This window comes from Armatimonadota bacterium (assembly GCA_020354555.1).
Taxonomy (GTDB): Bacteria; Armatimonadota; Hebobacteria.
Window position 1 is genome coordinate 3,005,001 of the sequence record CP070648.1, and the last position, 25,680, is coordinate 3,030,680.

Annotated in this window: 19 protein-coding genes and 2 tRNA genes; 16 read left to right on the top strand and 5 right to left on the bottom strand. The window is 66.3% G+C overall.

From position 1 onward, the window contains the following. The first annotated feature begins 93 nt into the window (after positions 1-93). The 3 genes from JSV65_12310 (at position 94) to JSV65_12320 (ending at position 3,128) form a co-directional block, all read left to right on the top strand. Positions 94-939: a hypothetical protein gene (locus JSV65_12310; GenBank protein ID UCH33354.1), complete on the top strand. Its 846-nt coding sequence runs from the start codon at positions 94-96 to the stop codon at positions 937-939. Beyond that, complete coding sequence (locus tag JSV65_12315) at positions 932-2,344, top strand: sulfatase-like hydrolase/transferase (GenBank protein ID UCH33355.1); 1,413 nt, start codon at positions 932-934, stop codon at positions 2,342-2,344. The genes JSV65_12310 and JSV65_12315 overlap by 8 nt, the downstream gene beginning before the upstream one ends. A gap of 145 nt (positions 2,345-2,489) precedes the next feature. Further along, a complete protein-coding gene (locus tag JSV65_12320) occupies positions 2,490-3,128 on the top strand; it encodes a hypothetical protein (GenBank protein ID UCH33356.1) in 639 nt (212 codons plus the stop codon). A gap of 95 nt (positions 3,129-3,223) precedes the next feature. On the opposite strand, the gene JSV65_12325 is transcribed toward JSV65_12320, so the two are convergent. After that, complete coding sequence (locus JSV65_12325) at positions 3,224-5,221, bottom strand: hypothetical protein (GenBank protein UCH33357.1); 1,998 nt, start codon at positions 5,219-5,221, stop codon at positions 3,224-3,226. Between the two features lie 259 nt (positions 5,222-5,480). On the opposite strand from JSV65_12325, the gene recG reads away from it, so the two are divergent. The 9 genes from recG (at position 5,481) to JSV65_12370 (ending at position 16,457) form a co-directional block, all read left to right on the top strand. Continuing rightward, positions 5,481-8,027 carry an ATP-dependent DNA helicase RecG gene (gene recG / locus JSV65_12330; GenBank protein ID UCH33358.1) on the top strand — a complete coding sequence of 849 codons (2,547 nt, stop codon included), beginning with the start codon at positions 5,481-5,483 and terminating at the stop codon, positions 8,025-8,027. An 85-nt stretch (positions 8,028-8,112) separates the two neighbouring features. Beyond that, positions 8,113-9,162 carry a pantetheine-phosphate adenylyltransferase gene (coaD, locus tag JSV65_12335; protein ID UCH33359.1) on the top strand — a complete coding sequence of 350 codons (1,050 nt, stop codon included), beginning with the start codon at positions 8,113-8,115 and terminating at the stop codon, positions 9,160-9,162. 99 nt (positions 9,163-9,261) lie between these two features. Continuing rightward, positions 9,262-9,753, top strand: coding sequence for an ATPase (locus tag JSV65_12340; GenBank protein UCH33360.1), 492 nt, complete (start codon positions 9,262-9,264; stop codon positions 9,751-9,753). A 130-nt stretch (positions 9,754-9,883) separates the two neighbouring features. Beyond that, positions 9,884-11,461, top strand: coding sequence for a peptidylprolyl isomerase (locus JSV65_12345; GenBank protein UCH33361.1), 1,578 nt, complete (start codon positions 9,884-9,886; stop codon positions 11,459-11,461). A gap of 124 nt (positions 11,462-11,585) precedes the next feature. Beyond that, complete coding sequence (locus JSV65_12350; protein UCH33362.1) at positions 11,586-13,262, top strand: protein kinase; 1,677 nt, start codon at positions 11,586-11,588, stop codon at positions 13,260-13,262. A gap of 188 nt (positions 13,263-13,450) precedes the next feature. Further along, positions 13,451-13,544, top strand: a tRNA-Ser gene (locus tag JSV65_12355). Between the two features lie 23 nt (positions 13,545-13,567). Further along, a tRNA-Arg gene (locus JSV65_12360) sits at positions 13,568-13,643 on the top strand. Positions 13,644-13,844: 201 nt separating this feature from the next. Beyond that, positions 13,845-16,154, top strand: a complete 2,310-nt coding sequence (locus JSV65_12365; GenBank protein ID UCH33363.1) for a hypothetical protein — start codon at positions 13,845-13,847, stop codon at positions 16,152-16,154. A gap of 45 nt (positions 16,155-16,199) precedes the next feature. Beyond that, a complete protein-coding gene (locus JSV65_12370; protein ID UCH33364.1) occupies positions 16,200-16,457 on the top strand; it encodes a hypothetical protein in 258 nt (85 codons plus the stop codon). A 43-nt stretch (positions 16,458-16,500) separates the two neighbouring features. Here JSV65_12370 and JSV65_12375 read toward each other — a convergent pair whose 3' ends face one another. Beyond that, positions 16,501-17,742, bottom strand: a complete 1,242-nt coding sequence (locus JSV65_12375; GenBank protein UCH33365.1) for a glycosyltransferase family 39 protein — start codon at positions 17,740-17,742, stop codon at positions 16,501-16,503. Between the two features lie 345 nt (positions 17,743-18,087). Between JSV65_12375 and JSV65_12380 the strand changes: the two genes are divergently transcribed. The 4 genes from JSV65_12380 (at position 18,088) to JSV65_12395 (ending at position 22,235) form a co-directional block, all read left to right on the top strand. Continuing rightward, a complete protein-coding gene (locus JSV65_12380; protein UCH33366.1) occupies positions 18,088-18,960 on the top strand; it encodes an aminoglycoside 6-adenylyltransferase in 873 nt (290 codons plus the stop codon). A 165-nt stretch (positions 18,961-19,125) separates the two neighbouring features. Beyond that, positions 19,126-20,898: a metallophosphoesterase gene (locus tag JSV65_12385; GenBank protein UCH33367.1), complete on the top strand. Its 1,773-nt coding sequence runs from the start codon at positions 19,126-19,128 to the stop codon at positions 20,896-20,898. A gap of 11 nt (positions 20,899-20,909) precedes the next feature. Next, on the top strand, positions 20,910-21,443 hold the full coding sequence (locus tag JSV65_12390) for a hypothetical protein (protein ID UCH33368.1): 534 nt from the start codon (positions 20,910-20,912) through the stop codon (positions 21,441-21,443). Between the two features lie 252 nt (positions 21,444-21,695). Next, positions 21,696-22,235 (top strand): hypothetical protein, encoded by a 540-nt coding sequence (locus JSV65_12395; GenBank protein UCH33369.1) that lies wholly within the window; start codon positions 21,696-21,698, stop codon positions 22,233-22,235. Positions 22,236-22,331: 96 nt separating this feature from the next. On the opposite strand, the gene JSV65_12400 is transcribed toward JSV65_12395, so the two are convergent. From JSV65_12400 to JSV65_12410, 3 genes are all read right to left on the bottom strand, one after another. Beyond that, complete coding sequence (locus tag JSV65_12400; protein ID UCH33370.1) at positions 22,332-23,705, bottom strand: hypothetical protein; 1,374 nt, start codon at positions 23,703-23,705, stop codon at positions 22,332-22,334. A 220-nt stretch (positions 23,706-23,925) separates the two neighbouring features. Then, positions 23,926-25,089, bottom strand: a complete 1,164-nt coding sequence (locus JSV65_12405) for a hypothetical protein (GenBank protein UCH33371.1) — start codon at positions 25,087-25,089, stop codon at positions 23,926-23,928. 363 nt (positions 25,090-25,452) lie between these two features. Further along, on the bottom strand, positions 25,453-25,680 hold a 228-nt coding region (locus JSV65_12410), incomplete at its 5' end, for a hypothetical protein (GenBank protein UCH33372.1).

Consider the following 25,680-nt stretch of genomic DNA (forward strand, 5'->3'; position numbering starts at 1 on the left):
GCTGACATAGAGAATCCAGGGGAGTCGGCGGCGCGATAGCTGTCGAAGTGAGTCTGGGGACGCGTCCCCTACGGGGTGCCCGAGGAAGCTGCCATGCCAACGCAAACGAGCGAACTGAGGGATCATTTCTCACTGGACATCCTGGCAGGAGCGCTGTCAGACTTCCAGCCGCCCGCGGAGCCATTCGACCCTATGGACGACTGGCAAGCGTCTTACGGCGTGTATTCCTTGGCGAGAGGGGCGGCCCCGATCGGTCGGCTCCGCCTCAGCCGGCGTGCCCAGAGCGCCGACCGATTTGCGCTGCGAGTGGAGTGCCGCAAGAGCATCCTGGGCGGGGACTACGAGCAGCGGGTGAACGCGGCAGTCGAATGCAGGCTCGACGCGCTGGCGACACCCGTTCGGTGGCGCTACTCCTCTGAGACGGTCAGCCGCACCGGCGAGCCAGTCGCCCACAGCAGACTCCACAAGACGGGCCGACTCGGCGGCGGGCGGTGCGTCGTCGAGGACGGGCGGAGCCGGCGCGCGCTTCAGGTGTCGGGCGATTGCGCGCTGAGCTGGGCACTATTCGAGGCAGTGAGCCGGCTCCCGCGCGAGCGGTTCGCACCGCTGCGCTTCACGCTGCTCGACCACTTCGACCAGGTCAAGCCGAACCAGCAGTTGTCCTATCGCGAGGCGATCCGGGTGGAGTTGGGGGGCGAGCGCGTGCAGGAGCAGCATGTGCGCGAACTCGATAGGGGTCGGATCTACACTACCACCTGGGGGCGGCGAAACGCGAAGCAGGTGACCCTTCACGGTTACGATCACGTCGGCCATGGCATCGTGCCGTGGGTCTATTGGGCGGATGACCAGGGGCGCTTGCTGTTCGTCAGCGCCGGCCTTGAAGCGTATCTGCTCGATAGCGCCGCATCCCGCGCGGCTGAGGAGCAGGCCCATGAGTGAACCACGCGCCAGGAGATCAGCACGCGGCAAGACGCAGATCACCCGGCGGCAGTTCCTGCAACAGGGAGCGGCCGGCGCCGGGATGTTGCTTGGCAGCATGGCGGTCGGCACTCAGCCAGCGCCGCTAATGGCGGCCCCTTCACGCACACCAGGAGCGAGGCCCAACTTCCTCATTATCATGTGCGACCAGTTGGGGCTGGACGCCGTGGGCGCCAATGGCGGCCGCTGGGTGCGCACGCCGAACATGGACCGCCTGGCGGCGCGCGGCGTCAGCTTCATGGAGTCGTACAGCCCCAATCCGGTATGCTCGCCCGCTCGCAGTTCGCTCCTGACCGGCCGCATGCCGGTCGAGACGGGCGTCACCACCAACATCCATCCCGTTCATCCGGACATTCCCAACATGGGACAATGGCTGAGTAACGCGGGCTACGACACGGTGTACTGCGGCAAGTGGCACCTGCCGCAGGGCTACGCGGCATCAATCGACGGCTTCACGGTGCTGCCGACCGGAGGAGGGCAGGGGGACCTGGTGGATACGGTTGTCTCTCGCACTTGTGAGGCGTATCTGAAGAGCCGGCCCAAGGACCGGCCATTCCTGCTCGTGGCGTCGCTGCTCCAACCGCATGACATCTGCTACTGGGCCATTCGGAACGACCTGCTCGTGCCCGACGCCCTGCCCTTCCCTCAGCTCGCCGCCGAACTGCCCGGCTTGCCTGAGAACCTCCGCGCGGCGCCGACCGCGCCCAAGAAGCTGACCGATCACGCCAACATGGAGCACTGGTCCGATCAGCAGTGGCGCTACTACAACTACATCTACAACCGACAAGTGGAAATGGTTGACGCCGACGTCGGCCGCATCCTCGACGCGCTCGAGGACGCCGGGGCGGCGGCAAACACCCTCGTCATGCTCACTGCGGATCATGGAGACGGGCGCGGGCGACACGGCAAGGTCAGCAAGTGGACCCCGTACGACGAGTCCGCCAAGGTGCCACTCATCGCATCCTGGCCAGGGCGCGCGGTCACGGGGGCGCACGATCACGACCATCTCGTGTGCGGCCTGGATCTGATGAGCACGGTGTGCGACTGTGCCGGCGTCGACCCACCGGTGGATCTGCGCGGGCGCAGCCTGCGGCCGCTTCTGGAGGGCAAGCCGGTCCAATGGCGCGAGTTCGTGGTGGTCGAGACACAGGTCGTCGGGCGCGCCGTGCGGACGCCTCGATACAAGTACGTGGTGTATGAAGATGATCCCGTGCAGCAGTTGTTCGATATGCGAGACGACCCGTGGGAGACGCGCAATCTCATCGCGGAGCCGGGATACGCAGACGTGGTCAGGGATCACCGCAAGCGCTTGAAGGAGTGGCAGGCGGGTCTGAAGCCGGTCGAGCGAATGCCGAACCTGGTGTAGGCTCGGGGGGCGATTCCGGCGCAGGCACCTGTCATCTCTTGTCACCGAATCAACCGCAACAGCGCGGCTGGACATGCACACTGCGCGTCATGTGTGGCGCGTGCAGCGCGGCGGGATGACCGATGCCGCGACACGGGAGGACGGGATGACGAGGACAGTGGGTACGCTGGTCCTTATAGGCATGCTGATGGCGAGCGCCGCCCCCCTATTCGGCGCGCCCGTCGTGTACAATCCCAGTTTCGAAGCCGACCGTTACGGTGTTCGACCCGGCTACGCAGGCGGCAATGGCGGAGCGATTGTGGGGTGGTCGTGGCAAGGCCCGGCTGGCATCAACCCATGTTACGCCGATACCGAGGCGCGGCGAGGGCCGTTTGCGCCGTTTGCGGACAACGGACGCATCCCCGACGGCCGCCAAGTCGCGTTTCTGCAGAACGCATCGACGCTCTCGCAGGAGATCGGCGGCCTGACGGCGGGCAAGTCTTACGTCGTCCGCTACCGTGAGAACGCGCGGCATAACCAGCGGCCCACACAGCAACCGGCCATTGAGGTGCGGCTGGGCGGACAGATCATCGTCTCGAAGCATTTGGTTCCGCAGGTTGAGGATTTCGAGAGTCACACCCTACCCTATCACCTCGTGGAAAGCGCGCCATTTGTGCCGCCCGCCGATGGCGCATATGAGTTGGTGTTTCGCTCAGAAGGTACGCGCGTCGCCGTGCTGCTCGACATGGTGACGATCATCGAGGGCGACCCGCCAGCCCCAGAACTGCACGCTCGGAAGGACTGACGCGGCCGCGGCCAAGCGCGGGCGGGCAACTTCCCTGGTTGGCAGCGACGGCCTCTCGCACATCGGGATATGCGCCGCCGCAGCGGGTGCGGACGCTAGCCGTACCTGCCCGGCCAGAAATCGTACGTCGGGATCCCGATAACGACGCCGATGATGGTCCACAAGCTTCCGACCGTGATTTCGCCGAGGATCAGGCCCAGGAAGAAGGGCACCGCTTTCCGATACAGGCTCAGGCCGCCGGCCCTGAAAACAAGGAACTTCGCGCTGCTGCCGATCAGCAGGGGCATCCAGAGCTGGCTGACTCCCCAACTGTTCGCGAGCGCGTACGCGAGGGGGTGCAGGGGAAACCAAAGGAACTGGATCCTCAGCCATCCCAGTAGGAGCGCGAAGAGAAAGCCTGCGCCGACGAAGAACAGGGACAGGGTATTGGGCGGGAATGGATTCTGCATCCAGCCTGCCAGCGCCACCCACGTCTCTCTGCCGAAGCCGAGCGCCCACTGTTCCATCTTGGCGGTCGCGCCGCCCAGCTTGAAGTAGTGGTGCAGCAGCATCCAGAACCCGATCGGCATCGCGAAGACGCCTGCGATCAGGGCGCCACGGAACATCTGGCGCGCGGGCACCTCGGTGCGCTCGCCGAGCTTCAGGGCCTCCAGGCAATGCGGGGATGGATGGCTCGCATAGGTCCGGTTGAACCAGTAGAAGAGCGAGAAACCGACGAGGTTGGCCGGCGGGAGCTGCTCGGTGCCGACTGCCGTCATGATCAGGTTCTGCGGAGGCATGATGTGCATGTCATGCGTCGGGAAGCCCAGTTCTGCGCGGATGCGGCTGATGATGAGAGCGAAGATGAAGTAGAACAGGAAGAACGTCACGATGACCGCCACGGACATGCCCATACGATAGGCAAATGCACCGAGCAGGAAAAAGCCGGCCAATGCGCCGAGAATTGCGGCGCGGTAGGACATGGCTTCCCCAGACTCATCAACTTCCTTCGTGCCCAGGAAGGCGGTGCGGAGCACACGTCCCAGGTAGCGCCGGCTCACGATCATGCTCATCACGAAGAACGCGAGGTACGCGCCGTAGGCCTGGCTGTTGATGAACGGGTATGATCTGTCGAACCCGCCGCCCGCCACGGGGAGTTGACGGAGACCGAGCGCCTCGGTGGCGACGAGTTCCATCTTCAGCGCCCAGTAGAACAACCAGCAGGAGAACGACAGCTCCAGCGGCATCAGGAAGGCGATCCCGATCGCCCAGAAGTATAACCCCATGGGAATGAGGCCCATTGCGTTCCACGGCGGATGGGTGATGTAGGCCCCGATGTCCCGGCGCACGATCCGCAAATAGGGTACGGACGGATAGAGGTAGCTGACGCCGGCGAGGAGCGTGACGGAGCCCGCAATAGCGAACCCGAGCCACATGTGCCGGTTCCTGAACAGCGCTCCCGAGTCCTGCGTCATCTCGAACGGGAGCTGTATGACCGGGAAGGTGAGCCGCTCCGCCTCGACCCACTGCTTGCGCATGATGCTGTTGATGCACAGCAGCGTGAACAACAGCACCGCGCAGAACGCGGACCAGCAGAGAACGGGAACGACCCACGGCGTATAGTTGACGGGGTCGTAGAGACTCGAACGTCCGCCGTAGAGATTGCTCAGGCTCACCGAATCCCGTACCGTGAGCCAGCCCGGCAGCCGGTCTGCGAACAATGCGCCCCACTTGTTTGCGGGCGTGCTGAAGTAGTGAGCGTAGCCCATGAGGGAGACCAGGATCTCCATCATATTATGCGAGCAGACCGCGCTCGTGATGGACAGCATGACATAGACGGTTATCAACTCGCCCTGTGACAGAGCCGCGCGGGGGAACCGTGCCCTGACGAGAAGATTCGCCGCAGTGACTACCAGAAGCGTGAAGACGCAGTTGTAGAATGGCGCGGCGTAGGTGGGGAACGAGTACCGCACGACCTCGAGTTGGACGATCCAGTAGTCGTTGACGACCGCGAGGAGGAGCGCGAGCAGGATGGCGCGAGGCGTGGCGCCGGCGCGGATGACCGGCGACCTGCTCGTAGCCTCTGGCGATATCCGGGGTGCGCGCCGCGCCATGATCTCCGGTGTTGTCTCGTGCCTATCGCACGGTCTGGTCTGTGCTTCTCAAGGCCTACTGCTTCGGCCTGCGGTGCCTATCATCCTCCGAGGGCGCCCGATGCGAGGCGGATGGACGCGCTACGGCGATGCTAGGCGATGTGTGCGGTGGCCGCAGCGCCGTCGCACGGGCAGGCCGCATGTCCGCCGAGCCGTCGCCCGCCGCCGACTTGTGCCGTGCCCGTCGAATGTGCTAGATTAACCTCGGTGACGAACCGCCATGGCCGACACCATTCGCGACATCATCGAGCGCCTGGAGAAGCCCCTGCGGCTGGAGGCGAAGCAGCGATATGCGAACCGCGCCGTCACCAACGGCATCGCGGCTTACGTCGGCGAGTGGGCGCGCAAGGGCGAGCATGTCGGGCAGACGCGCGACGTGCGCGAGCAGTTCTCCGCGGTCAGGCGCCGCCTCGCGCGCTACGATCAAGCGGACGCCGCCGAGCGCGAGCAGATGGTCGCGGCGGCGCTGGCGGCCCTGGAGAACATCGCCCGTCCCGAAGCCGGGCCCGCCAGCGCGACGAGCGGACGAACGGAAGCTCGCTCCCCGTCTGCCGGCTCTCGCGCGCAAGCGCCGCAGCGTGCCGCGGCCCCGCCTGCCGCTCAACGGGCTGCGCCGCGTAGGCCGCGCGCCGATTGGCGCGAGCTTGATGGCCCTTACGAACACACCGGCAAGGGCAAGCGTCCGCAGTGGCTCGACCGACTGCCCAACCTCGGCATCGAGACCAAGCGCGACCTGCTGCTGCATTTCCCGCGCGACTACGTCGCGTACAAGAACATCGCCGACGTCCGCGACGGCGAGCGCGTGTGCCTGCGCGTCACTACGGTGCAGCGCGACGTCTCCATCGTGCGCCGCACCGGCAAGAACCTTGTTCGCCGCTACGCGCTCGAGGTCGCCGACGAGACGGGCAAGGCGTGGATCACTTCGTTCGTGAGCGCGCCCTCGGGCAGGCGGTCAACGAGATGGAACCCGCTGACGCTGCCGTACGAGCCCGGAGCCAAGCTGTTTGTCGAGGGCACGGCGAAGGAATGGTACGGGTCGGTCGAGCTCCAGTATCTCGACGGGTCAACCGACACCTGGGCGGAGGACCTCGCCCCCGGGCAACTCGTCCCCGTTTACCCGCTGACGGACGGGGTCTATCAGACCCAACTGCGCCGCGCGATTCGGGGGCTGCTCGACCGCTACGCGCGCGATGCCCCGGAGACGCTGCCGGACACGCTGCGCCGGAAACATCGCCTGGTCGGAATCTCCGATGCCTTGGCCAACATGCACTGGCCGCGGGACGAAGCGGCTGCGGGCCGGGCGCGCAAGAGGCTCGCGTTCGAGGAGTTCCTGGCGCTCCAGCTCGCCCTTGCGCAGCGCAAATCCGAGCGCGAGCGGCCCGGCCTGGGCATGCGGCTGGCGCCGCAGGGCGACCTGATCGCGCGACTCGAAGACAAGCTTCCGTTCAGGCTCACGGCGGCTCAGCGCAGGGTCATCCAGGAAATCATCCACGACATGTCTTCCGACCGGCCGATGAATCGCCTGCTCCAGGGCGATGTCGGGTCGGGGAAGACCGTGGTCGCGGTCGCCGCGCTCCTCGCTGCGGTGGACAACGGCTGCCAGGGCGCGCTGATGGCACCGACGGAGATCCTCGCGGAGCAGCACTACCTCGTGTTATCCAAGCTGCTGCCGTCCTTCGGCATCAGCGTGGAACTGCTCATCGGGTCGGTGAGCAAGCGTGACAAGGAGGGCATCCACGAGCGCGCGCGAGCCGGGGAGACGCAGGTCGTTGTCGGCACCCACGCGCTGATTCAAGAGGGCGTCGAGTTCAAGCGCCTCGGCGTGGCGGTCGTGGACGAGCAGCATCGGTTCGGCGTGGTTCAGCGCGCCGCGCTGCGAGGGAAGGGCCTCAATCCCGAACTGCTCGTGATGACCGCGACACCCATCCCGCGGACGCTCGCGCTGACCGTGTACGGCGACCTGGACGTGTCGGCGCTGGACGAGATGCCGCCGGGCCGCAAGGCGGTGGCGACGCAGTGGCTGCCATCGCAGCGGCAGGACGAGGCGTTCGCGTTCGCGCGCGAGCAGGTGGCACAAGCACGCCAGGCCTACGTCGTGTGCCCGCTCATCGAGGAGTCGGAGAAACTCGAGGCGGAGGCGGCGGTGCGGCTATACGAGGAACTGCGCGCCCAGGTCTTTCCCGACCTGCGCCTCGGCTTGCTCCACGGACGGATGAGCACGGCCGACAAGGATGCGGCGATGGAATCTTTCCGAGGGCGCGAGACCGATATCCTGGTCTCGACGACGGTAATCGAGGTGGGCGTGGACGTGCCGAACGCCTCGCTGATGCTGGTGTTGAATGCTGAGCGGTTCGGCCTGGCGCAGTTGCATCAATTGCGGGGGCGGGTCGGACGCAGCACGCATCAGTCGCACTGCGTTCTCGTCACCGACGGCCGGTACAACCCGCATGTGCGCAGCTCCGGGGATGACCCGTTGCAGGAGGGGAGGCGGCGCATGCGGGTCATGGTCGAGAACAATGACGGTTTCGTGATCGCGGAAGAGGACTTGCTGCTGCGCGGCCCGGGAGAGTTCTACGGGACGCGCCAGCACGGGCTTCCCGATTTCCGCGTGGCGCGGGCCGGGCAAGACGTGGCGCTGCTCGAGGAGGCGCGGCAGGCGGCGTTTCGTCTCATCGAGCACGACCCCGATCTGAGCCGCCCGGAGCACGCCTTGCTGCGGGAGCGCGCAACGGAGATCCGGCGGCGCATCGAGTCGGTGGCGCCGTGATGTCGGGGCGCGTGGTCCGTCATCCGCAGCCCGCATTCGGATTGAAAAGACGCGGCGCAGTCTCCTGCGCGGAACGAGCATGTGTATGCGTATCGTCGGCGGCGAGTCACGGGGAAGAAAGCTCAAATCGCCGAAGGGGCGTTCGGTGCGGCCGACGTCGGAGAAGACGCGCGAGGCGCTCTTCGACATGCTCGGGGCGCGGGTAGTTGGCAGTCGCTTTCTCGACCTGTTCGCGGGTGCCGGGGCGATCGGCTTGGAGGCGCTGAGCCGGGGCGCGGAGCGGGTGGTCATGGTTGAGGCGAGCGAGCGGGCGGCGGGAACCATCCGCCAGAACGTGCAGGCGGTGGGGCGGCCGGAGCAAGTCACGGTGATGCGCGCCAAGGCCGCGGCGGCGGTGCGAGGACTGGCGGCGGCAGGGGCGAAATTTGATATTGTGTTCATGGATCCGCCGTACCGCGACCGCCGCGCGTTGGAGCGCACGCTGGAGGAAACGGCATGCCGGGGCGGGGTCCTGGCGGAAGGTGCGGTGGTAATCGCCGAGCACGACGCACACGGGGAGCCGCTCAAGGCGCCTGACGGGCTCACGATTGAGCGCAGCCGCCGATTCGGGGACGCGGCGCTGACGTTTTTCAGGCCGATGCCGGCCGAGGAGAGAGCAATGGCGAAGGCGGTATATCCCGGCAGTTTCGATCCGGTGACCAACGGCCACCTCGACGTCATCGAACGGGCGGCAGAGTTGTTTGACGAAGTAGTGGTCGCAGTCGCGGTGAACTCGAGCAAGGCGCCGCTGTTCACGAGCGAGGAGCGCGTGCAGATGCTGCGCGACGTGTGCGCGCATCTCAGCAACGTGCGCGCCGATTCATTCGATGACCTGCTGGTTGACTTCGCGACTCGCCAAGGCGCGTCCGTGGTGGTCAAGGGCCTGCGCGCGGTATCGGATTTCGAGTATGAGCTGCAGCAAGCACTGATGAATCGCAACCTGCGCGAGGGCGTCGAGACGGTCTTCTTCATGACCAGCCCGGAGAACTTGTTTCTCAGCTCGAGCATGGTCAAGGAAATCGCGCGGCTCGGCGGGGAGGTCAGCCCGTTCGTGCCGCCGCAGGTGCGCACGCGGTTGGAGCAGAAGTTCGGGTAATCTGCACGACTCGTAGTCGTCGAGGTCGTGCAGCGGGTAAGATAACGACCAAAGGGGGCGATCACCATCCAGACCCTACAACCGGGGCAGGCGAAAGACATGGACAGCCTCGAGCTAATACGGCAACTCGAGGATCTCGTGGATCGCGAGACGCGGTGGCACGTGTTTCGGCGCGTGTGGGGGGTGGATGAAGAGAAGTTCTTCACGCTCCTCAACAAGTTGCGGGCGTCGCTGCCGGAGGACCTGAAGAAGGCGAGCCGCATCGCGAAGGAGAGTGACCGCATCCTCGCCGAAGCGCACGAGCAGGCGGCGAGCATCCTCGCCGAAGCGCAGGAGCAAGCGGCGCTGCTCGTGTCCAACGACGAGATCAGCAAGCAGGCGGTTAAGCAGTCCGAGGAGATTGTCCAGCGCGCCCGCGAGGAGGCCGACGAGACCCGCCGCCAGGTCAACGATTACGCCAAGCGGGTGCTGCAGAACCTCGAGGGCTACACGTCGAAGCTGCTGGCGACGATCGAGCGCGGACGCCTGCGGCTCGAGGAGCAGGCACCCCTGGATGAGGTCGCCGCCGAGGACGGCGGCGGCGAACAGTAGGGAGCGACCGGCGGCGCGGTCGGAGCGGTGACGTGAATTGCGCGGCTCGCCGCGGCGCGATGTGAATCAGGCAACGCCGTCACGAGCGTGACGTGAATCAGCCGACGTACTGAGAAAGGTGATGTAAGCCATGGGTTTTGTGAGCATGCGCAGGAATTTCGGCAGGCACATGCGCACGTTGCTGTACGTGATTTTTGGCGTGTTCCTCGTGAGCTGCTTCTACTACTTCGGATCGTATACGGGTTCGCCGGCGCGGCGCCAGCAAGGCGGCGAGGCGGGAGACGTCGTGGCGGTCGTCAACGGTGAGAAGGTTGATCGCGCGACGTTCGAGACGGTGTTCCAGACTCAGTACGAGCGCTACGAGCAAATGGGCATGGGGACGCTGGGGATGCTCGAGATGCTGCGCTGGCAGCTGCTCGACAGCCTGATTCAGCAGAGGCTCCTGGTGGCGGCGGCGAAGGAGCAGGGCATCAAGGTGTCGCGCGGAGAGCTGAACAAGGAACTCGACCGGCAGATCGAGGAGGCGCTCGAAGCGCGCGGCGCCAGGGCGGCGCGCAGTCAACGCGACCGGCGCCTGGTTGAGGACGCGATTCGCAGCCGCAAGGACGAGGTGCGCGACGCGATGCTCGTCCAGCGGCTTCAAGAGATGGTGAAGTCGCAGGTCAAGGCGACCGACCAAGCGGTGCGCGAGAGCTACAAACAAGTCAAGGCCAGGCATATCCTGGTCCGCGTGGACGAAAGCGGAAAGAACGGCCTGCCCGACGCCGAGGCCAAGCAGAAGGCGGACGGGATCCTGGCGAAGCTGAAGGACGGCGCCGATTTCGCGGACCAGGCCAAGCAGTCCTCCGATGACCAGGCGAATGCCGACAAGGGCGGGGATCTCGACTACTTCGGGCGCGGGCAGATGACGCCGGAGTTTGAAAAGGCGGCATTCGCGCTGAAGCCGGGCGGGATGAGCGATGTGGTGAAGACGCCGTTCGGGTATCACATCATCAAGGTCGAGGACGAGCGCTACAACCTGCCCGACGATTACCAGGACAAGAAGGGGGAGTACCGCAAGCAGTATATCGAGCGGCAGCTGAGCCGCGCGTGGCAGGAGTTCACGGCAGAGCTTCGGCGTCAGGCGACGATTGAGATCAAGGACCCGGAGATGCGCGCGGCCAAGGCACGGATGGAAGGCAGGACCGATGAGGCGATAGAGCAGTTCACGCAAGCGCTGCGCTCCGCTCGCCCGGGCGACCAGGTGCGAGCGGCGATCCTGTTCACCCTGGGGCAGCTCTACGGGGAGAAGGAGAACTGGGAGAAAGCGGCCGAGATGTTCGAGGGCAGCCTGGACGCCGCGATGTCATCGCTGCAGGAGATCTATCTCGCGCTCGGCGAGGCGTACGCGAAGCTCGGTAACAAGGAGAAGTCGCTGGAGTACTACCAGGCTGCCGAGGACGAGGCGCCGGATGATTTCATGACGCGCCAGAGGCTCCTGACCGCGTATGAGGAAATGGGGGACGTTGAAGCGGCGGCGCGCCAGAAGACCTGGATCGACGAGCAGCAACGCCAGTGGGCGGAGGAGCAGCAGAAGCGCATCGAGGAGGCGGCCAAGCAGGCGGCCCCCGAGGCACAGGAGCAACCAGAGCCTGCGACGGACCGCGACAAGGGGCAAGCCAGCCCGGACCGGGAGAAGGCGGGAACCACCGCGGACCAAGGTAGATAGGGCGCCGACGACCGAGCCCTGAAGATGGCGAGCGCGACGACGACCCCGCGTGCGCGGCTGCCATCGCGCAGCGCATGCGAATTCGTGGGCGCCGCGGCACACTCAGCCGCCGGACATCTGCACAATGGCGAAACCCGTCCTCAATAAGCGCTACGAGTTGGGCGACGAGGTCGGCAAGGGCGGCATGGCGATCACCTACCGCGCGCGCGACATGCTGCTCAACCGCACCGTGGCGGTGAAGCTGATGCGCGAGCAGCTCAGCAGCGACGCCGATTTCGTCGAGCGCTTCCGGCGCGAGGCGCAGTCGGCCGCGAACTTGTCCCACGAGAACATCGCCAGCGTCTACGACACCGGCGCCGACAACGGCCGCCACTATATCGTCATGGAGTTCGTCGAGGGCGAGAACCTCGAGCGCCACCTGCGCCGCGAAGGTCCCCTCGATCCGGTCGCCGCGATAGACATCGCGCTGCAGGTCGTGGCCGCATTGGAGGCCGCCCACCGCCGCGGAGTCGTCCATCGCGACGTCAAGCCGCACAACGTCCTCATTGACGCCGAGGGCCGCGTCAAGGTCACCGACTTCGGCATCGCCAAGGCCATCACCGCCTCCGCCGACACCGAGACCGGCACCATCATCGGGTCGGTTCACTACTTCTCACCGGAGCAGGCGCGGGGCGATCCCGTCGGCCCACAATCCGACCTCTACTCGCTCGGCATCGTGCTCTTCGAGGCGATCACCGGGAGGCGGCCCTTCGAGGGGGATAACCCGGTCGCCGTCGCGCACAAGCAGATTTACGACCAGCCGCCCCTGCCGTCGGAGTGCCGCCCGGACCTGCCCGAGGAACTCGAGAGCATCGTCGTCAAGTTGCTAGAGAAGTCGCTTGCCCGGCGCTACGCCACGACGGCGGATGTCCAAGCGGATCTGGAGGACGTGCGGGACCGCCTCGTCAACCGACGGCGCCGGATGAGGCGCAGCGGCGCGGCGACGCGACGCCGCCGGCTGCGCCGGAGTCTTGCGTGGGCAGCAGCCGTGCTTGCCGTGTCCGCGCTGGCTGTCGCTGCCTACCTCTTTGCCGGCGCGCAACGGCAACCGCCGCAGATTGCGGTCCCGGACCTCTCGGGCCTTGATCCAACGTCGGCGCAGCGATTGCTCGCGGAGACCGGCCTGCGGTACCGCGTCGCGCCGGACGGCATCTACACGAACGTGCAGGCCGGGCTGATCGCGCGGCAAAGCCCGCCGGCGCCGACCCGCGTCACACGCGATGCCGCGATCACGGTGTGGCTCAGCCTCGGACCGAGATATGCGAAGGTCCCAGATGTGGCGCGCATGTCGCCGGAGCAAGCGGAGAAAAGACTCAAGCAGGCCGGGCTGGAAGTGGGGCAAACGCTTGAGCAGTACGATGACCGCATCCCCGAGGGGTACGTCGTCGCCACCGAGCCCGGTGCAGGAGAGCAGGTGGGCAGGCGGACGCAGGTCGCGTTAGTCGTCAGCAAGGGCGCGCCGCCGTCGCCATGGGAGCCGTCCCCCGGGACGGGTGCAGGAACGTCGGAGGCCACCGTCGCGTACACGGTGCCGGCGGACGTCGGCGCGGATGAGGCGCAAGTGCGCGTCGAGGTGGTGGACGACCGCGGCAAGCGCGTGCTCTACGATGCGCCTCATGCCGCGGGGGATCAGTTGCCGACGCTGAAGGTGAGATACACCGGACGCGCGATCGTTCGCGTGTTGATCAACGAGAAGGAGCGTTGGAGCCGCGTGTTCGGCGAGGAAGAGCCCCGCGAACCTGCCTCGCCCGGAGCGACGTAGGCCGGTCGGCGCACCGCGAGACGCGTCCGTCCCCTTCGGTATGCCGTTGGGTTCCCCGCAGTTGTCCGGCCGGCGCGAAGCGCACGCGACTGCTGCGGAAGCGCGGCGGTGGGCTGCGATTGCGGCGCGCGTGCGGTTGTGGTACAATACGTCAGACGCAGGCAGCAGCATAGGCGTAATGTTTGGCAGGAGAGGTGGCCGAGTGGCTTAAGGCAGCCGCCTGCTAAGCGGTTAGGGGTCTCAAAAGGCCCCTCCCGGGTTCGAATCCCGGCCTCTCCGCCAGTGCGCTGTCAGCGCCGCAGGGCGCGCTCGTAGCTCAGTGGATAGAGCGTTGGGTTGCGGACCCAAAGGTCGGAGGTTCGAGTCCTCTCGAGCGCGCCAATCCTTTCCCCCCCTTTGCCCCCGTCAGGTGTGACTCGCGCCGCCAGCCTTCTGCGGTGCGTTCACGTCTGCGGTTCCCTGGATCTGCCGCTCCGCGGCATCGTCTTCGTCCCGCCACCGGCAGGTTGACCTCCCCGAGCGGCGAAGCAGGCCGTGGCTTCGTTTCTTCGTGTGCAGCTCGCGACAGGGAGGTGGCCCAGCATGCTGCGACTACTGGCGGGCGTGGTTATTGCAGCGGTGTGCGCGGTTCCGTGCCGCGCGATTGCCGAGACCGGGCTCGGCGTGTGCCCCTGGCCGCAGGAGGTGTCGCTGCGCGAGGGCGGCGGCTTCGAGCCCGCCGAGGGCATGGCGGTCATGGTCGGCGATGGCGTGTCCGTCCGCGAGTTGACCGCCGCCTACATTCTGGCCGATGCCCTGCGCGAACGATGCGCGGTTGATGTCCCCGTTCTTTGCCCCCTACCGGACGCGCAACTGCCGCCGCGCACGGTCGTAGTCGGCGGCCCCGGCGCAGACTGGCTTCCGCTCATGACGACGCCGCCGGACCACGCCGAGGGCTACGCCTTGGTTGCCAGCGAGGACGCGATCGTGGTTCGGGGCGCCGACATCCCGGGCACCTGCTGGGGGCTTCAGACGGCGCGGCAACTCGTGGAGCAGGGGGCCGTTCCCGCGGTAACCATCCGTGACTGGCCGGAGATGCCGGTTCGCGCGACGTACTGCGGGGGCGCGCGCCTGGACGACCGCATCCGGGGCATCGTGGACGAATGCGCGCGGCTGAAGATCAACATGATCGTGTTCGAGAGCGGCGACTTCTTCCACCTCGACGGCGCCACGGTTGACCGAGTGCAGGAACTCTTCCGCTACTGCCGCGACCGCTGCGTCGAGCCGGTGCCGGAGCTGCAGAGCTTCGGCCACGGTGGGAATGTGCTCGCGATTGATGCGCGCACGGCCGAAGGGGAGTTCGTGAAGGGGGAACGCCACGTCCTGAGCGGGGACGAACCGGCCGCCCTGGATCACGCGAATGTCATCGTCACGAGCGCGACGGGCATCGTCATACGCCCGGCGCGCGGAAAGGCCTATCGCGAGGGCACGGACTACGTCGTGATCGAGGGCGTTACGGCGCGGCCGTACGCGCGGGATGCCGCGCCGTGGCGGGTCGCGCGCACTGCCGACAGTGCCATCCCCGACGGGGCTGATGTGTTTACGGACTACGACTACATCCCGCCGGACAGCGGCACGTACTGTCCGGAGGAGCCCTTGGTCTGGGATATCATGCGCGACGCGATACATAGGACCGTCGCGTATCTGCGGCCGCGTTACCTGCACATCGGGCACGATGAGCCGCGGGTGCTGGGGCGCGACCGGCGTTGCGTGGCGAAGGGGAAGAGCAACGCGCGCCTGGTGGCGGACGACCTGGTTCGCATCCGCCGGTATGCCGCGGAGGCGGACGCGCGCGTGCGCCTGATGATGTGGAGCGACCCGCTGAACCCGTATCACAACGCGCCCCATCACCGGCTGCAAGCCGCGGCCCGGCTGGCGCCCAGGGATATCATTCAGAACGTCTGGTTCTACGGCACGACGCCGCGCGACAGAGAGCGCAAGAGCGTGCGGTTCTTCACCGACCTCGGTTACGACGCCACCGGTTCGCCGTGGGCGCGCCGGGGCAACCTCCGCAACAGCTACGATTGGGCGATGGTGTGCAATCGTCTCCGCGATGAGGGCAACGGCAAGTGCTTGGGCGTGTTCTACACGAGCTGGTCGAACGAGTGGGACGGCTTGCCGGTCGTCGCCGAGTATGCGTGGAGCCCGGACCGGCCCGACCTCGAGCCGCTGTTCGATCTCAGCGTGCGCATGCCGGACGTGAAGACCGACGGCGCGTTGGGAGATGCGGACGAGGTGGTGCGCGCCCTCGCGGAGCGGATTCACGGCGGCGCGCTGCCGCAGGAGGTGTCGCAAGGCGTCGAGGAGATGGCCGCGCAGGTGCGATTGAAGCTGGAGGCGCAGTTCCCGCCGGCGGTGTTGTCGAAAGACAGCCCGCATCCGCTGGTGCGCGCGGCGATCGTGCGCGTCGAAGCGGCCGCGATGTACGGCGATCTCGCCAAGGCGATGGACCGCGCGATCCATGCCTATCGCGTGGTGCAGCGCGGGCTGGAGTACGAGGCCGACGATGCGGTCATGGAATCACTGTCGCTGCTGCGCAGGCACGGTGCCATCGAGACGTCGCGCTTCATCGAACAGGCGGCGGAAGCATACCTCGCGGGCCAGCCGTTGTCCTCCCTGGCGGGCATAGGCGCCGAGCCCGTTCTCGCGGACGGGTACCCCGAGCGCTGGATGATAGTCGGGCCGTTCCTCAACGCCGACCCGAAGGGCGGCGAGCTAGCCTATCCGCCGGAAGGCTCCGTTGACCTCGGCGCGGCGTACGCGGCGCGCAACGGGCCGGCGACGTGGCAGTCGGTGGACGTCGTGCATCCGCTCGGCCACGTTGATCTGGCCAGGATCCACGAGCCGAGCTAGGGCTCGGCGGCGTACGCGTTCACCTACGTGCACGCGCCCAAGGACATGGCGGCAGCCGCTCACATCGGCACCGACGATTGGGGGCATCTGTGGGTGAACGGCGAGAGCGTCTGGCAGTTGCGCGAGACGCGCGGGTGGGATTATGACTCCGACGTCGTGCCGGTGCGGCTGAGGGCGGGATGCAATGAGCTGCTTCTGCGCGTCGGCAATGGCGGCGGCGACTGGGGCTTCTCGCTGCGGCTGACAGATGCGCAGGGCGAAGCGCTGCCGAGTCTTCGGTTTGCCGTCACCAAGGACCGGTGATCCCGCGGGCGCGGTCCGGTCGCGTGCACGAGGCCGATTCCTGTCAACGGCCGAACAGTCGCGGGCCGAGTCCGGCGGCTCTTGCCGCCGCGCCCCACGCGAACACGGCGAGCAGAGCGACGTACGGGCTCAGCGCGGCCCAACCCCACCGCGGCCAGCGCTCGCGACACCAGACCAGCGCGACCCACAGCACGAGCGCGGTTAAGGCCTGATCCCCGGCAACCGGCAGATAGAAGAAGCGGCGAAACGGGACGTGGGCGATTTCCCCTGCCGCGGGCAGGGCCGCCAGCGCGTGAAAGGCGAAGAACATGAGCGCCGGCCGTGGCGCGCGGACGAACGCGAGGACGAGCGCCCCCGCCCAGACCGCGAGCGTGCCCCAGAACTGGACGAATCTCGCCGGGTCCACCAGCAGCACCGCGCCTCCAGGCACGACCCCTCTCCGGATGTAGTACGAGTCCAGCACGAGCGGGCGATACCACCAGCTCCCGCCCCAGCGCAGCGCCTTGAGCAGTGGGATATCGAGACGCGCGAACTCGGAGACATGCTCGGTGCCCATCGGCGTCGCCGCGGAGCGCAGGGTCCAGTAGCCCGCCGCCATCGCGAGCAGGACGGCGAAGGTGATGCCCGCCCACGCCCAGTGATAGCCGGCCTTGCGAAGCGGCGGGGACGCGATCGCCGCCCAGACGAGCACGAGGAGCGGCAGAGCCAGCGCGACCTCCTTGGAGAACAGCGCCGCCGCAGCGCACGCCATGGCGCCGAGCCAGCAGGCAAGCCGCCGCTTGCGGCCGGCGCGCGCCAGCAGGGCAAGGGAGGCGAGAGCGAAAAGCGCTGCGAGCACGTCGGCGCGCGTGCTGACCCAGTAGGCGACCTCCCAGTTTCGCGGGTAGGCGACGTACAGCGAGGCCGCACAGAATCCGGCGAGGCGGCTGCGCGTGACTTCGTGCATCAGCCACCCGAGCGCGGCGGCGGCCGCGACGTAGAGGAGAAGCTGGGTCAGCCGGAAGCCGAAAGGATTGTCACCCCAGACGAGGTAATCCAGGTAGAATGAGACGCGCGCCACGGGACGGTAGAAGAAGGCGGGCTGGCTGACGAACCAGGATGGGATGTCGGCAAGCCCCGCGCCCTTGATCATGGAGAGCCAGACCTCGTCGTCCTCGGGCGCGATGACCCATCCGTTGTTGAGGGTCTGGCCGTAGATGGCAAACGCGAGTATCAACAGTGCGGCGGCGGCGAGCCACGCGGCGCGCCGCGGATGATCCTGGAACCAGGTAATGAGCGAAGGCATGGACATCGCGCCTCGGCACGGAGCCATTTGTGCGCTGCACGCGTCATTATAGCGGGAGGGGATGAGCGCTTCAAGCGACGAGTTGCTGGGGTGCGACCAGATACTGCCGAGCGACGCGACGGCCGTGTGGTAGCGCTGCAATCCCGACTCGCAGGTCGAATGCCGCGAGCCTGCGACCTGCACCCGGCAGAGCAACGACGCGTGCGATGCGGCATTCGTCCTCGACGGGTTGGCAGGGGCGCACGCGAATCCCCACCGGCACCTGTATGCCGACCCGGGCGAATCCTTGGCCATAGGGGGACCCACCCGGAGCACGGCGTGCCACGCGATCGGGAGGCGTCCAGCATGCGCGACATGGGAAACGACGTCATCAACCGGCTCATCGCATGGGCTGCTCGTGAGGCATGTGTTCGAGTGATGCTGCTGACGAGTTCGCGGGCCGGCAGCGGCGAGCCCGTCGACCCGTTCTCTGACTACGATGTGATTCTCTACGTCTCTGACACCGCCCCGCTCATCGGGGATGATGGCTGGTTGCGGCATTTCGGCACGATCCTGGTGATGTGTCGAACTCATTGGGAACACAACGGGACGCGCCAGGACACCCGGTTGGTGCGATACGACGACGGGACGAGGATTGATTTCACGATCGCTCCGGTCCGCATCTTGGAGCAAGTCCTTGAGGAACCCGCGCTGCCCGCGTACCTGGATATCGGCTATCGAGTGCTCCTGGATAAGGACGACCTGACCGGACGGATGCTGCCTCCTTCCTATCAGGGGTACATCCCGCGCAAGCCGACCGAGCACGAGTTCCAGGATCTTGTCCAGGGGTTCTGGTGGGACTCCACGTATGTGGCCAAATACCTGTGGCGCGACGACTTGTTCCCGGCGAAGTACATGCTCGACTGCGCCCTGAAGTTCGACTATCTGCGCCGGATGCTGGAATGGTCTATCGAGATCGAGCACAATTGGTCGCTGCGACCCGGAAGCCAGGGGAGATACCTGAAGCAGCGCCTGCCATCCGAGTCGTGGTCCGCGATCGAGGCGACCTTCGTCGGCGCTGACATTGATGAGAACTGGCGGGCGCTGTTCCGCACCTGCGAGGTCTTCAGAGAAACCGCGCTGGGTGTCGCACGCCATCTCGGCTACGAATACCCGCGGGAACTCGACGCGAATGTAACTGCCTACTTGCGGCAGTGCATGGCCTTGGAGAACGAGTAGCGACGCCGACGCCACGGGATCGGCCTCGAAAGCCAGGCTGATGCGTCGGGACTATCGGGACGGCACCGCGGTTCGCGCCGGCTCCGATGCCTTTGGCTTCAGGATGGCAGGCGAGATGCCTGCTCCGCCACAGTCGGTCACGGCCGTGGCGAAAGGAGATGACACTTGAACCAGATCCGGAACCGAGGAGCAGCTGCAGCGCTGGCCGCGCTGTTGATCGCCATCATCGCCGGCGTGGGCCGTGCGTCGGTCGCGGAGCTTTCGCTCGCCGGTCTCGACCGGCAGACGGCGAGCGACTCGTTCACGTTCATCGTCTGGGGCGACAATCGCTGTCGCGCGGGCGCGCTCAATTCGCCGACCTTCGCGCGCATCATCCGGGACAGCAACCTGCTCGCGCCCGCGTTCACCGTCGGCGTCGGCGACCTCATCTCGAACGCCGAGGAGACCGACCTCGAATGGACGCGCGAGCAGTGGGCTGATTTCATCGCGGCGGTGGGGCGCTTCGACATGCCGTGCATGCCGGTCATCGGCAACCATGACCTCGACGGGCCGCAGACATCGGGGATGTACGAGGAACTGGTCGGCCCGCGCCGCTACTCGTTCGACTTTGCGGGCTGCCGCTTCATCGTGCTCGACAGCGAGCAGGAGGGCGGGTTCGGCGCCGAGCAGTTTCAATGGCTGAGCGACCGGCTGGCGCAGGGCGAGCGACCGCGCCACGTGTTCCTGTTCATGCACGCGCCGATGTTTCGCGCGGAGGCGGCGTGGGAGCCCATTCACCTCCTGCTGCGGCGGTTTCCCGTGCGCGCCGTGTTCGCGGGACACGAGCACATCTACTGTTATGACGAGCGCGACGGCATTAGGTACGTCATCACGGGCGGGGCGGGGGCGCCGCTTCGCGATCCTCCGGAGCGCGGTGGATTCTATCACTACGTCATCGCCAATGTCCGCGGCGACGAGATTTCGCTCGCGGTGGTCAGAGAAGGCGCCATGTTGCCTCCGGAGTGCGTTCTGCGCGGCGAGTTCGACTTGACCAATGAAATGCTCGCCGCCATCGCGGCGCCTGAAATAGACGCTCCGGTTGGCGAATGCGCCGTGGTCGCTGGCGAAGCGGAGTTGCGCAACCCCGGTGACGAGGTGTGGGACGGCGTCGCGCGCTGGCGCGCCAGCGGCGGGTGGCTCATCGAGCCGGAGCAGGTCGGCTTCTCGCTCGCTCCCGGCGAGAACGCGCGGATCGCCTTCACTGTCCACGTGCCGGGGCCTCTGCCCGCGCGCTATCCTCTGCCGGAATTGACGGTTGACTATGCGACCGATGCGGGCCGCACGCTGTCCTTCGCCAAGCCGGTACGCCTGCGCAGTCTCTTGTCGTGTCCGCGCGCTGATGGCTTTGACGGCGTGAAGACGCCGGTGCCCGTCACGCCGCCCGACTTTTTCCGCCCGGTGCCGGACGACCTGTCGGCCTCCGTGCAACTGCGCTGGGACGCGCAGGCGCTTCACGTGCTCGTCGCGGTGGTTGATGACATTCGACGCCACGAGCACTACGGCGACGACCTATGGGAGGGTGATTCGATTCAGGTGTTCTTCGACATGGCCGCTGACGGCAACGCGCGCGACCGTCAAGCAGACGATCACGAGTTCTGCGCGGGCCGCGGCGCGCGCGGCGCAGAGGTGTGGCGGTACGCCGGCCCCGGGGCGGGCGCGGCGGCCGAGAACGTGACGTGCGAGATCTCCGAGGACGCGACAGGCCGGACGTATGCGCTCGTCATACCGTGGGCGGAACTGAAGCCATTCGAGCCCAAGCCGGGAGCGACATTCGGCTTCTCGCTCGTTGTCAATGATGACGACGGCTTCGACGCCGGCGGGCTCATGTGGCTCGAGCTGACCCCGCGCGCCGGCTCGGGACGAACGCCGTTCCCGCTGGACGCCGTGATTCTGGAGTAACGGGGAAAGCAATGACCGCAAGACCACGGCGAGCCAAGAAAAAGCCGCCACCGTTTCCCTCGGACGAGGAGATCCGCGAGGCACTGGCGGGGTCCGGCATGAGACCCTTCGCCGTCGAGCGTGCGCTGTCCCAGGTTCTGCGTCCGCTGCGTGGGGATTTCGGCGGACGGCGGAAGCGGCGCCTGTACAGTGTGATGGCGATCAGAATGGGCCTGGTACAGCTCAAGGAGAAAGTGACCGAGATCGCACGGCGTCACGAGAAGGAAGCTGGCGCCCCGTTGAACGCGGACGACTTCTTCTTCGGGCCGTACAAGTACTTGTTGATTGACTACGGGCCGAGGGATGTTGAGAACGTGATTGACGAGATGAGCCGCGAGGGCGTCCTGCGTCGAGAGACGCGGGGCGGGATCGAGGTCCTGCGCGCGACGCGGAAGCGCAGCCGCAGCTCCGCGCACGCACTGCGAGGAGTGCTGGACCAGGCGAAACTCCACCTCGGGATTCGATACGCCGAGGAGTACGACACCGAGCGGACCTATCGGGTCTGACGCAAGCGTACTGGTACAGGTGCGCGCCACCCGAACGCACGGCTTCTCCCCGAAAGCGCGGTTCGCATTGCCCTGATGTGCGCCCCGCCGACGGATATCTCATGCTTAACTGGGTAAATATTCTATGGCTTGAGGCGGGCGCGGCACAGCGAATGCGCGACGCACACAGCGACGCCGCAGCATAGCGGCAGTGTTGATCAGCGTTCACGCAGTGCAACAATCGAAAACATTGGGAACAGACGGGAGAAGGTCATGGGTGTAACGGATGCACGGCGGACGCGACAGCGAGCGAGGCCGTTTCCGTTAGACGCTGAGGTGCGCAGCGCGCTCATACAGTCGGGCATGACCGCGTTCGCGGTGGGGTGGGCGATGTCTCAACTGCTGCGGCTGCTACGGTGGGATTTCGGCGGACGCCGCAAAAGGCGACTGCACAACCTCGCGCTGGAGCGCATGGGCATGGTGCAGCTCAAGGAGAAGCTCGCGGACATTGTGACGCGTCACGAACGGGACACGGGCAGCCCGGTGAGCATGGACGATCTGTCTCTGGGCAACTACCAGGAGATGCTGGTGGACTTCGGTGCCACCGCAATCGACCGAGCACTGAACGAACTCGTGCGCGAGGGCATCGTGCGGCGCGAGAAGCGTGGGTTCGTGGATGTCATTCGCCCAACCGGCAAGCCCTATCACACTCGCACCTTGGCGGCGCTGCGCCAGGTGCTCGATCGGATGAAGCTCGACCTCGACGTGCGGTACGCGACGCAGTACGACACCGGCCGGACCTACAACGTGTGACGGTGCAGCGACGGGCGCGACGCAGCCGCGCGGCGGCGCAGCCCCCAGCGCCGCCGCGTTTGGGGGTCAACGCGCCGGCCCCACGTCGGCCTAGCGTCAATCAGCGGCGAAGTTCCTCCCCCACTCCCCGGCGACTTCCTTGAGGTCCATTTCATTCTCCGGCGTGATGTGCGCGCGGATCATCCAGTCGTAGTCGGGGATGAGCTTGCCGACACGCGAGTACGGCAGCCCGACGCGCGAGTGATCCGACGGCTTGCTGTCGTCGGTGGCAACGTAGATGCCCTTGGTCTGGTGCGGGTTGAAACTGAGGCAGATATGGAATCCCGTCGGCACCTCAACCGGTTCGAACGACATCATCACCCACTTCTCCGGCCCGCGCTCGAACAGTGAATACGGCTTGCGGACTTCCGCGATGAGGTTCATCGCCGCATCGCAGACGAAGATGCTGAAGTCCTCGTGCGGCGGCTCGGGCGTCCCGTAGCGCGAACCGAAGAGCCACGCGGCGTCGAGCCGCCACTTGCCCTCCGGTGTCCGGAAATGGATGATATGCCCGCCCCCGCCGATACTGCGCTTGCTCTCCATGGTGTCGTCGTCGTAGTACAGCAGCAGGCCAGTTTCGTCGGCCTTGACGTTCAAACCGCGGAAGCTGTCCAACGAGTCGAGGCGCGGCGGCTCGCCTTCAAATGTCGCGCGCGATTCGAGCAGGCTCGCGGGAAACAACTCCGCGACTTCCTCATCACCCGTGGCCTTTACCAACTCGTCACGGAATCGCGGCATGAGTTCGAAGCCGCGCGGGGCTGTGGCGAGCACCGCCTCCAGCGCCTTCCCGAGCGCCTCGCGCCCGTAGCGTTGGGCTATCTCGTGGAGAAGATACGCCGCCACGCTTTCGGGATTCGAGCGCGCGGCCTCGGCATCTCGCATCTGGCGCAGGAAGCGGCCGGGGCCGCCATATTCGTAGTAGTTGTGCGGGACGGGCCAGGCGTCTTCGCCGAGCGTGTCCCAGACGTGGCCGCAGACCATCGAGCCGAAGTAATGGGCGAAGCCTTCCGCCACGCCTTCGGGCATGCCCATCAGGTTCGGCATGCGGCGGTATATCGCCATGTGGCCCAACTCGTGGCACAAGCCGTACACGTTGAAGACGCCGCTCTGAGCGGGCGGCAGAAGCTGGCGTTCGCTCCCCAGTTCGAGGAAGATGGATGAATTGCCGTCGGTCCATAGGCGAAGCCGCTGTTGCGGATCGAGGGACACGCGGGCCTTGATGCGTTCGGGCATGTGGATGCCGTAGATCTCCTGGTAGCCGGCCAGCGCGGCATCGCAGATGCGCGCGATGGCCTCGGCGTAGGCGGAGTCAACGTTGGCATGCTGGACGGTCGTGCGGTCCGAGGCGAAGCTGCGCCAGGCGTGGTCGTTGGCGAGGGCGGGCGCGGCGATCAGAAGGGCGATCACGGCAAGTCCGATACGTGCGGTCATGGCAGTCCTTCCCAGGCCGTCGAATACGGCGGTCATAGTTGACATCATCATGCCCGACGGGTGCGCGTCGTCGCTGCCGAGATTCCCGCCTGCGGCGGGTAAACCTCGCTCCGCTCGGAATGACAAATTCGTTACCTTCTCTGCCTTGGCGGCATGCGTTGCCGCACGCTCAACAGGAAAGCGCCGCATTGCGGGTCGGCGGGAGACCGACCTCTTAGTCTCACGAAGGCGCGGTCACAGCGTTCTCCGCAGTGACGGAGTCCGTGTCCGCCCGTTCCGCGCATGTCGCTTCGACGTACCACTGCATCATCATGCCCCAGACGCAGAGGCCGAGGAGCATGAGCAGGAGGTGCACAGGGATGGAGTATAGCATCGTGAGCACATCGTAACGCACGTAAGTCGGCGCAGCGACCTGGCCAATTGCCCATTCCGCGAAGGTCACGCCGACAAGTATGCAAGCGACGCCAAGCAGGTGCCGGATGGCGAATCGCCCAGCGGCCTTGATCGCCTGCCGCACGCCGACGTCATGAACCACGACTGCGTACGGCGCGAACATGAAGAGCATGATCACGAGAATCGCGCGGATCGCGCGGGCAACCGGCACAAGACCGTCCGTCTCCGCAGCAAAGATCACACCCAGCAACAGGATGTAACGAAGCACCAAGACCCCGGCGATGGGATAGAGATACCGCTCCAAGCCCGCCAGAAACGACAGCGGCCGCTCACCGAGCGTCAGCGATTTCAGGCGGGCGTACATGGCTGAGTCAAACGGTGCGGTCAATATCAGGACGACCGCCAGATAGACTGCGATCCAGATATGCGCCTCGTACCAGGCCGGTTCTCGATCTGTCCGGGTTTCGAAGTATGCTCTTTGACGCGACTGCGGCACGGGAACTGACGGCAGGGGATCGCGCGCTGCACGACCGATCCAGCCTTCCGCGATAGCCCGCCCAAAGAAACTCGGCAGCGAAGAGACACGCTGCCAGGCAATCTCCCGCAGACTCCCCGGTTCCCGAACAGGAGGTATCGCGGCGCTGTCAGCGTAGGCCCGTGAGCGCTCGACAGCGCGTGCTGTCAGATAAAGGTCAAACTGCGCGCCCGCGAACATGAGCAGAGGCAACAGGTAGAGGACGGGGTGGCGGAAGACGGTGACAATCCCTCGGCCCGCGAAGCGGGGAAACGAACGCAGATCGTCGCGCGCCGTGTTGACCCAAGGCGCGAGAGCGATACGGCTTGCCAGCCACTTGACGGCGCGTTCGAGCGGCTCGAAACCGAATTGGCGTCGTTCCTGCGCCGGCAAGTCGGCGACCAGCGGCACGTCGCATTTCGGGCAGCGACGCGCCGCCACGACGTATTCGTATCGGCAGTTCGGGCAGAACGGCACGGTCCCACCTCCAAGGTAGGGTTCCGAGCGGAAGGCGGACTTCCTGTCAGAAGCCGACGCACCAGGAACGGGAATGACGTAGTCCGTGTGTCCAAAGGCGGCGGACATAGCCTGCCCTGAGCGGAGTCGAAGGGGGCACGCCCGCGCCGCACGTCGGGCGGGCTGAGGGCAGGCGGCAGGCTTGCGCCACCGGGTGTGGTTTAGAGGCCGCCCGCGGTTTGGGGGCGTGGGAGGGGGGCGAAAGCGGCGATGAATCGCCGCACTCCACACAGGTGGGACGCGTCCGCCCCGCGCCATCTCACGGAATCCGCCTGAGGCGGAATCGCATCCGCTGCCCTGTTGCGGCCGGCGGCACGCGAGCCGCTACGGCGCCTTGACGCAGTCCAGGCCGAGTTTGTAGCCCGTTGATTTCTCGTTCTTGCCGGTGATGCGGAAGATGATGTCCTTGTCGCCGACCGGCCGCGGAAACTTGACGACGAGCGGATCCGAGCGCGTGACCTGCTGCGCATACGCGTCCACGGAGTCGAGCAGGACCTCGTCGCCGTAGAGGACGCTGAAGGTACCGTAGTCGGGGCCCTTCGTGTAGAAGAC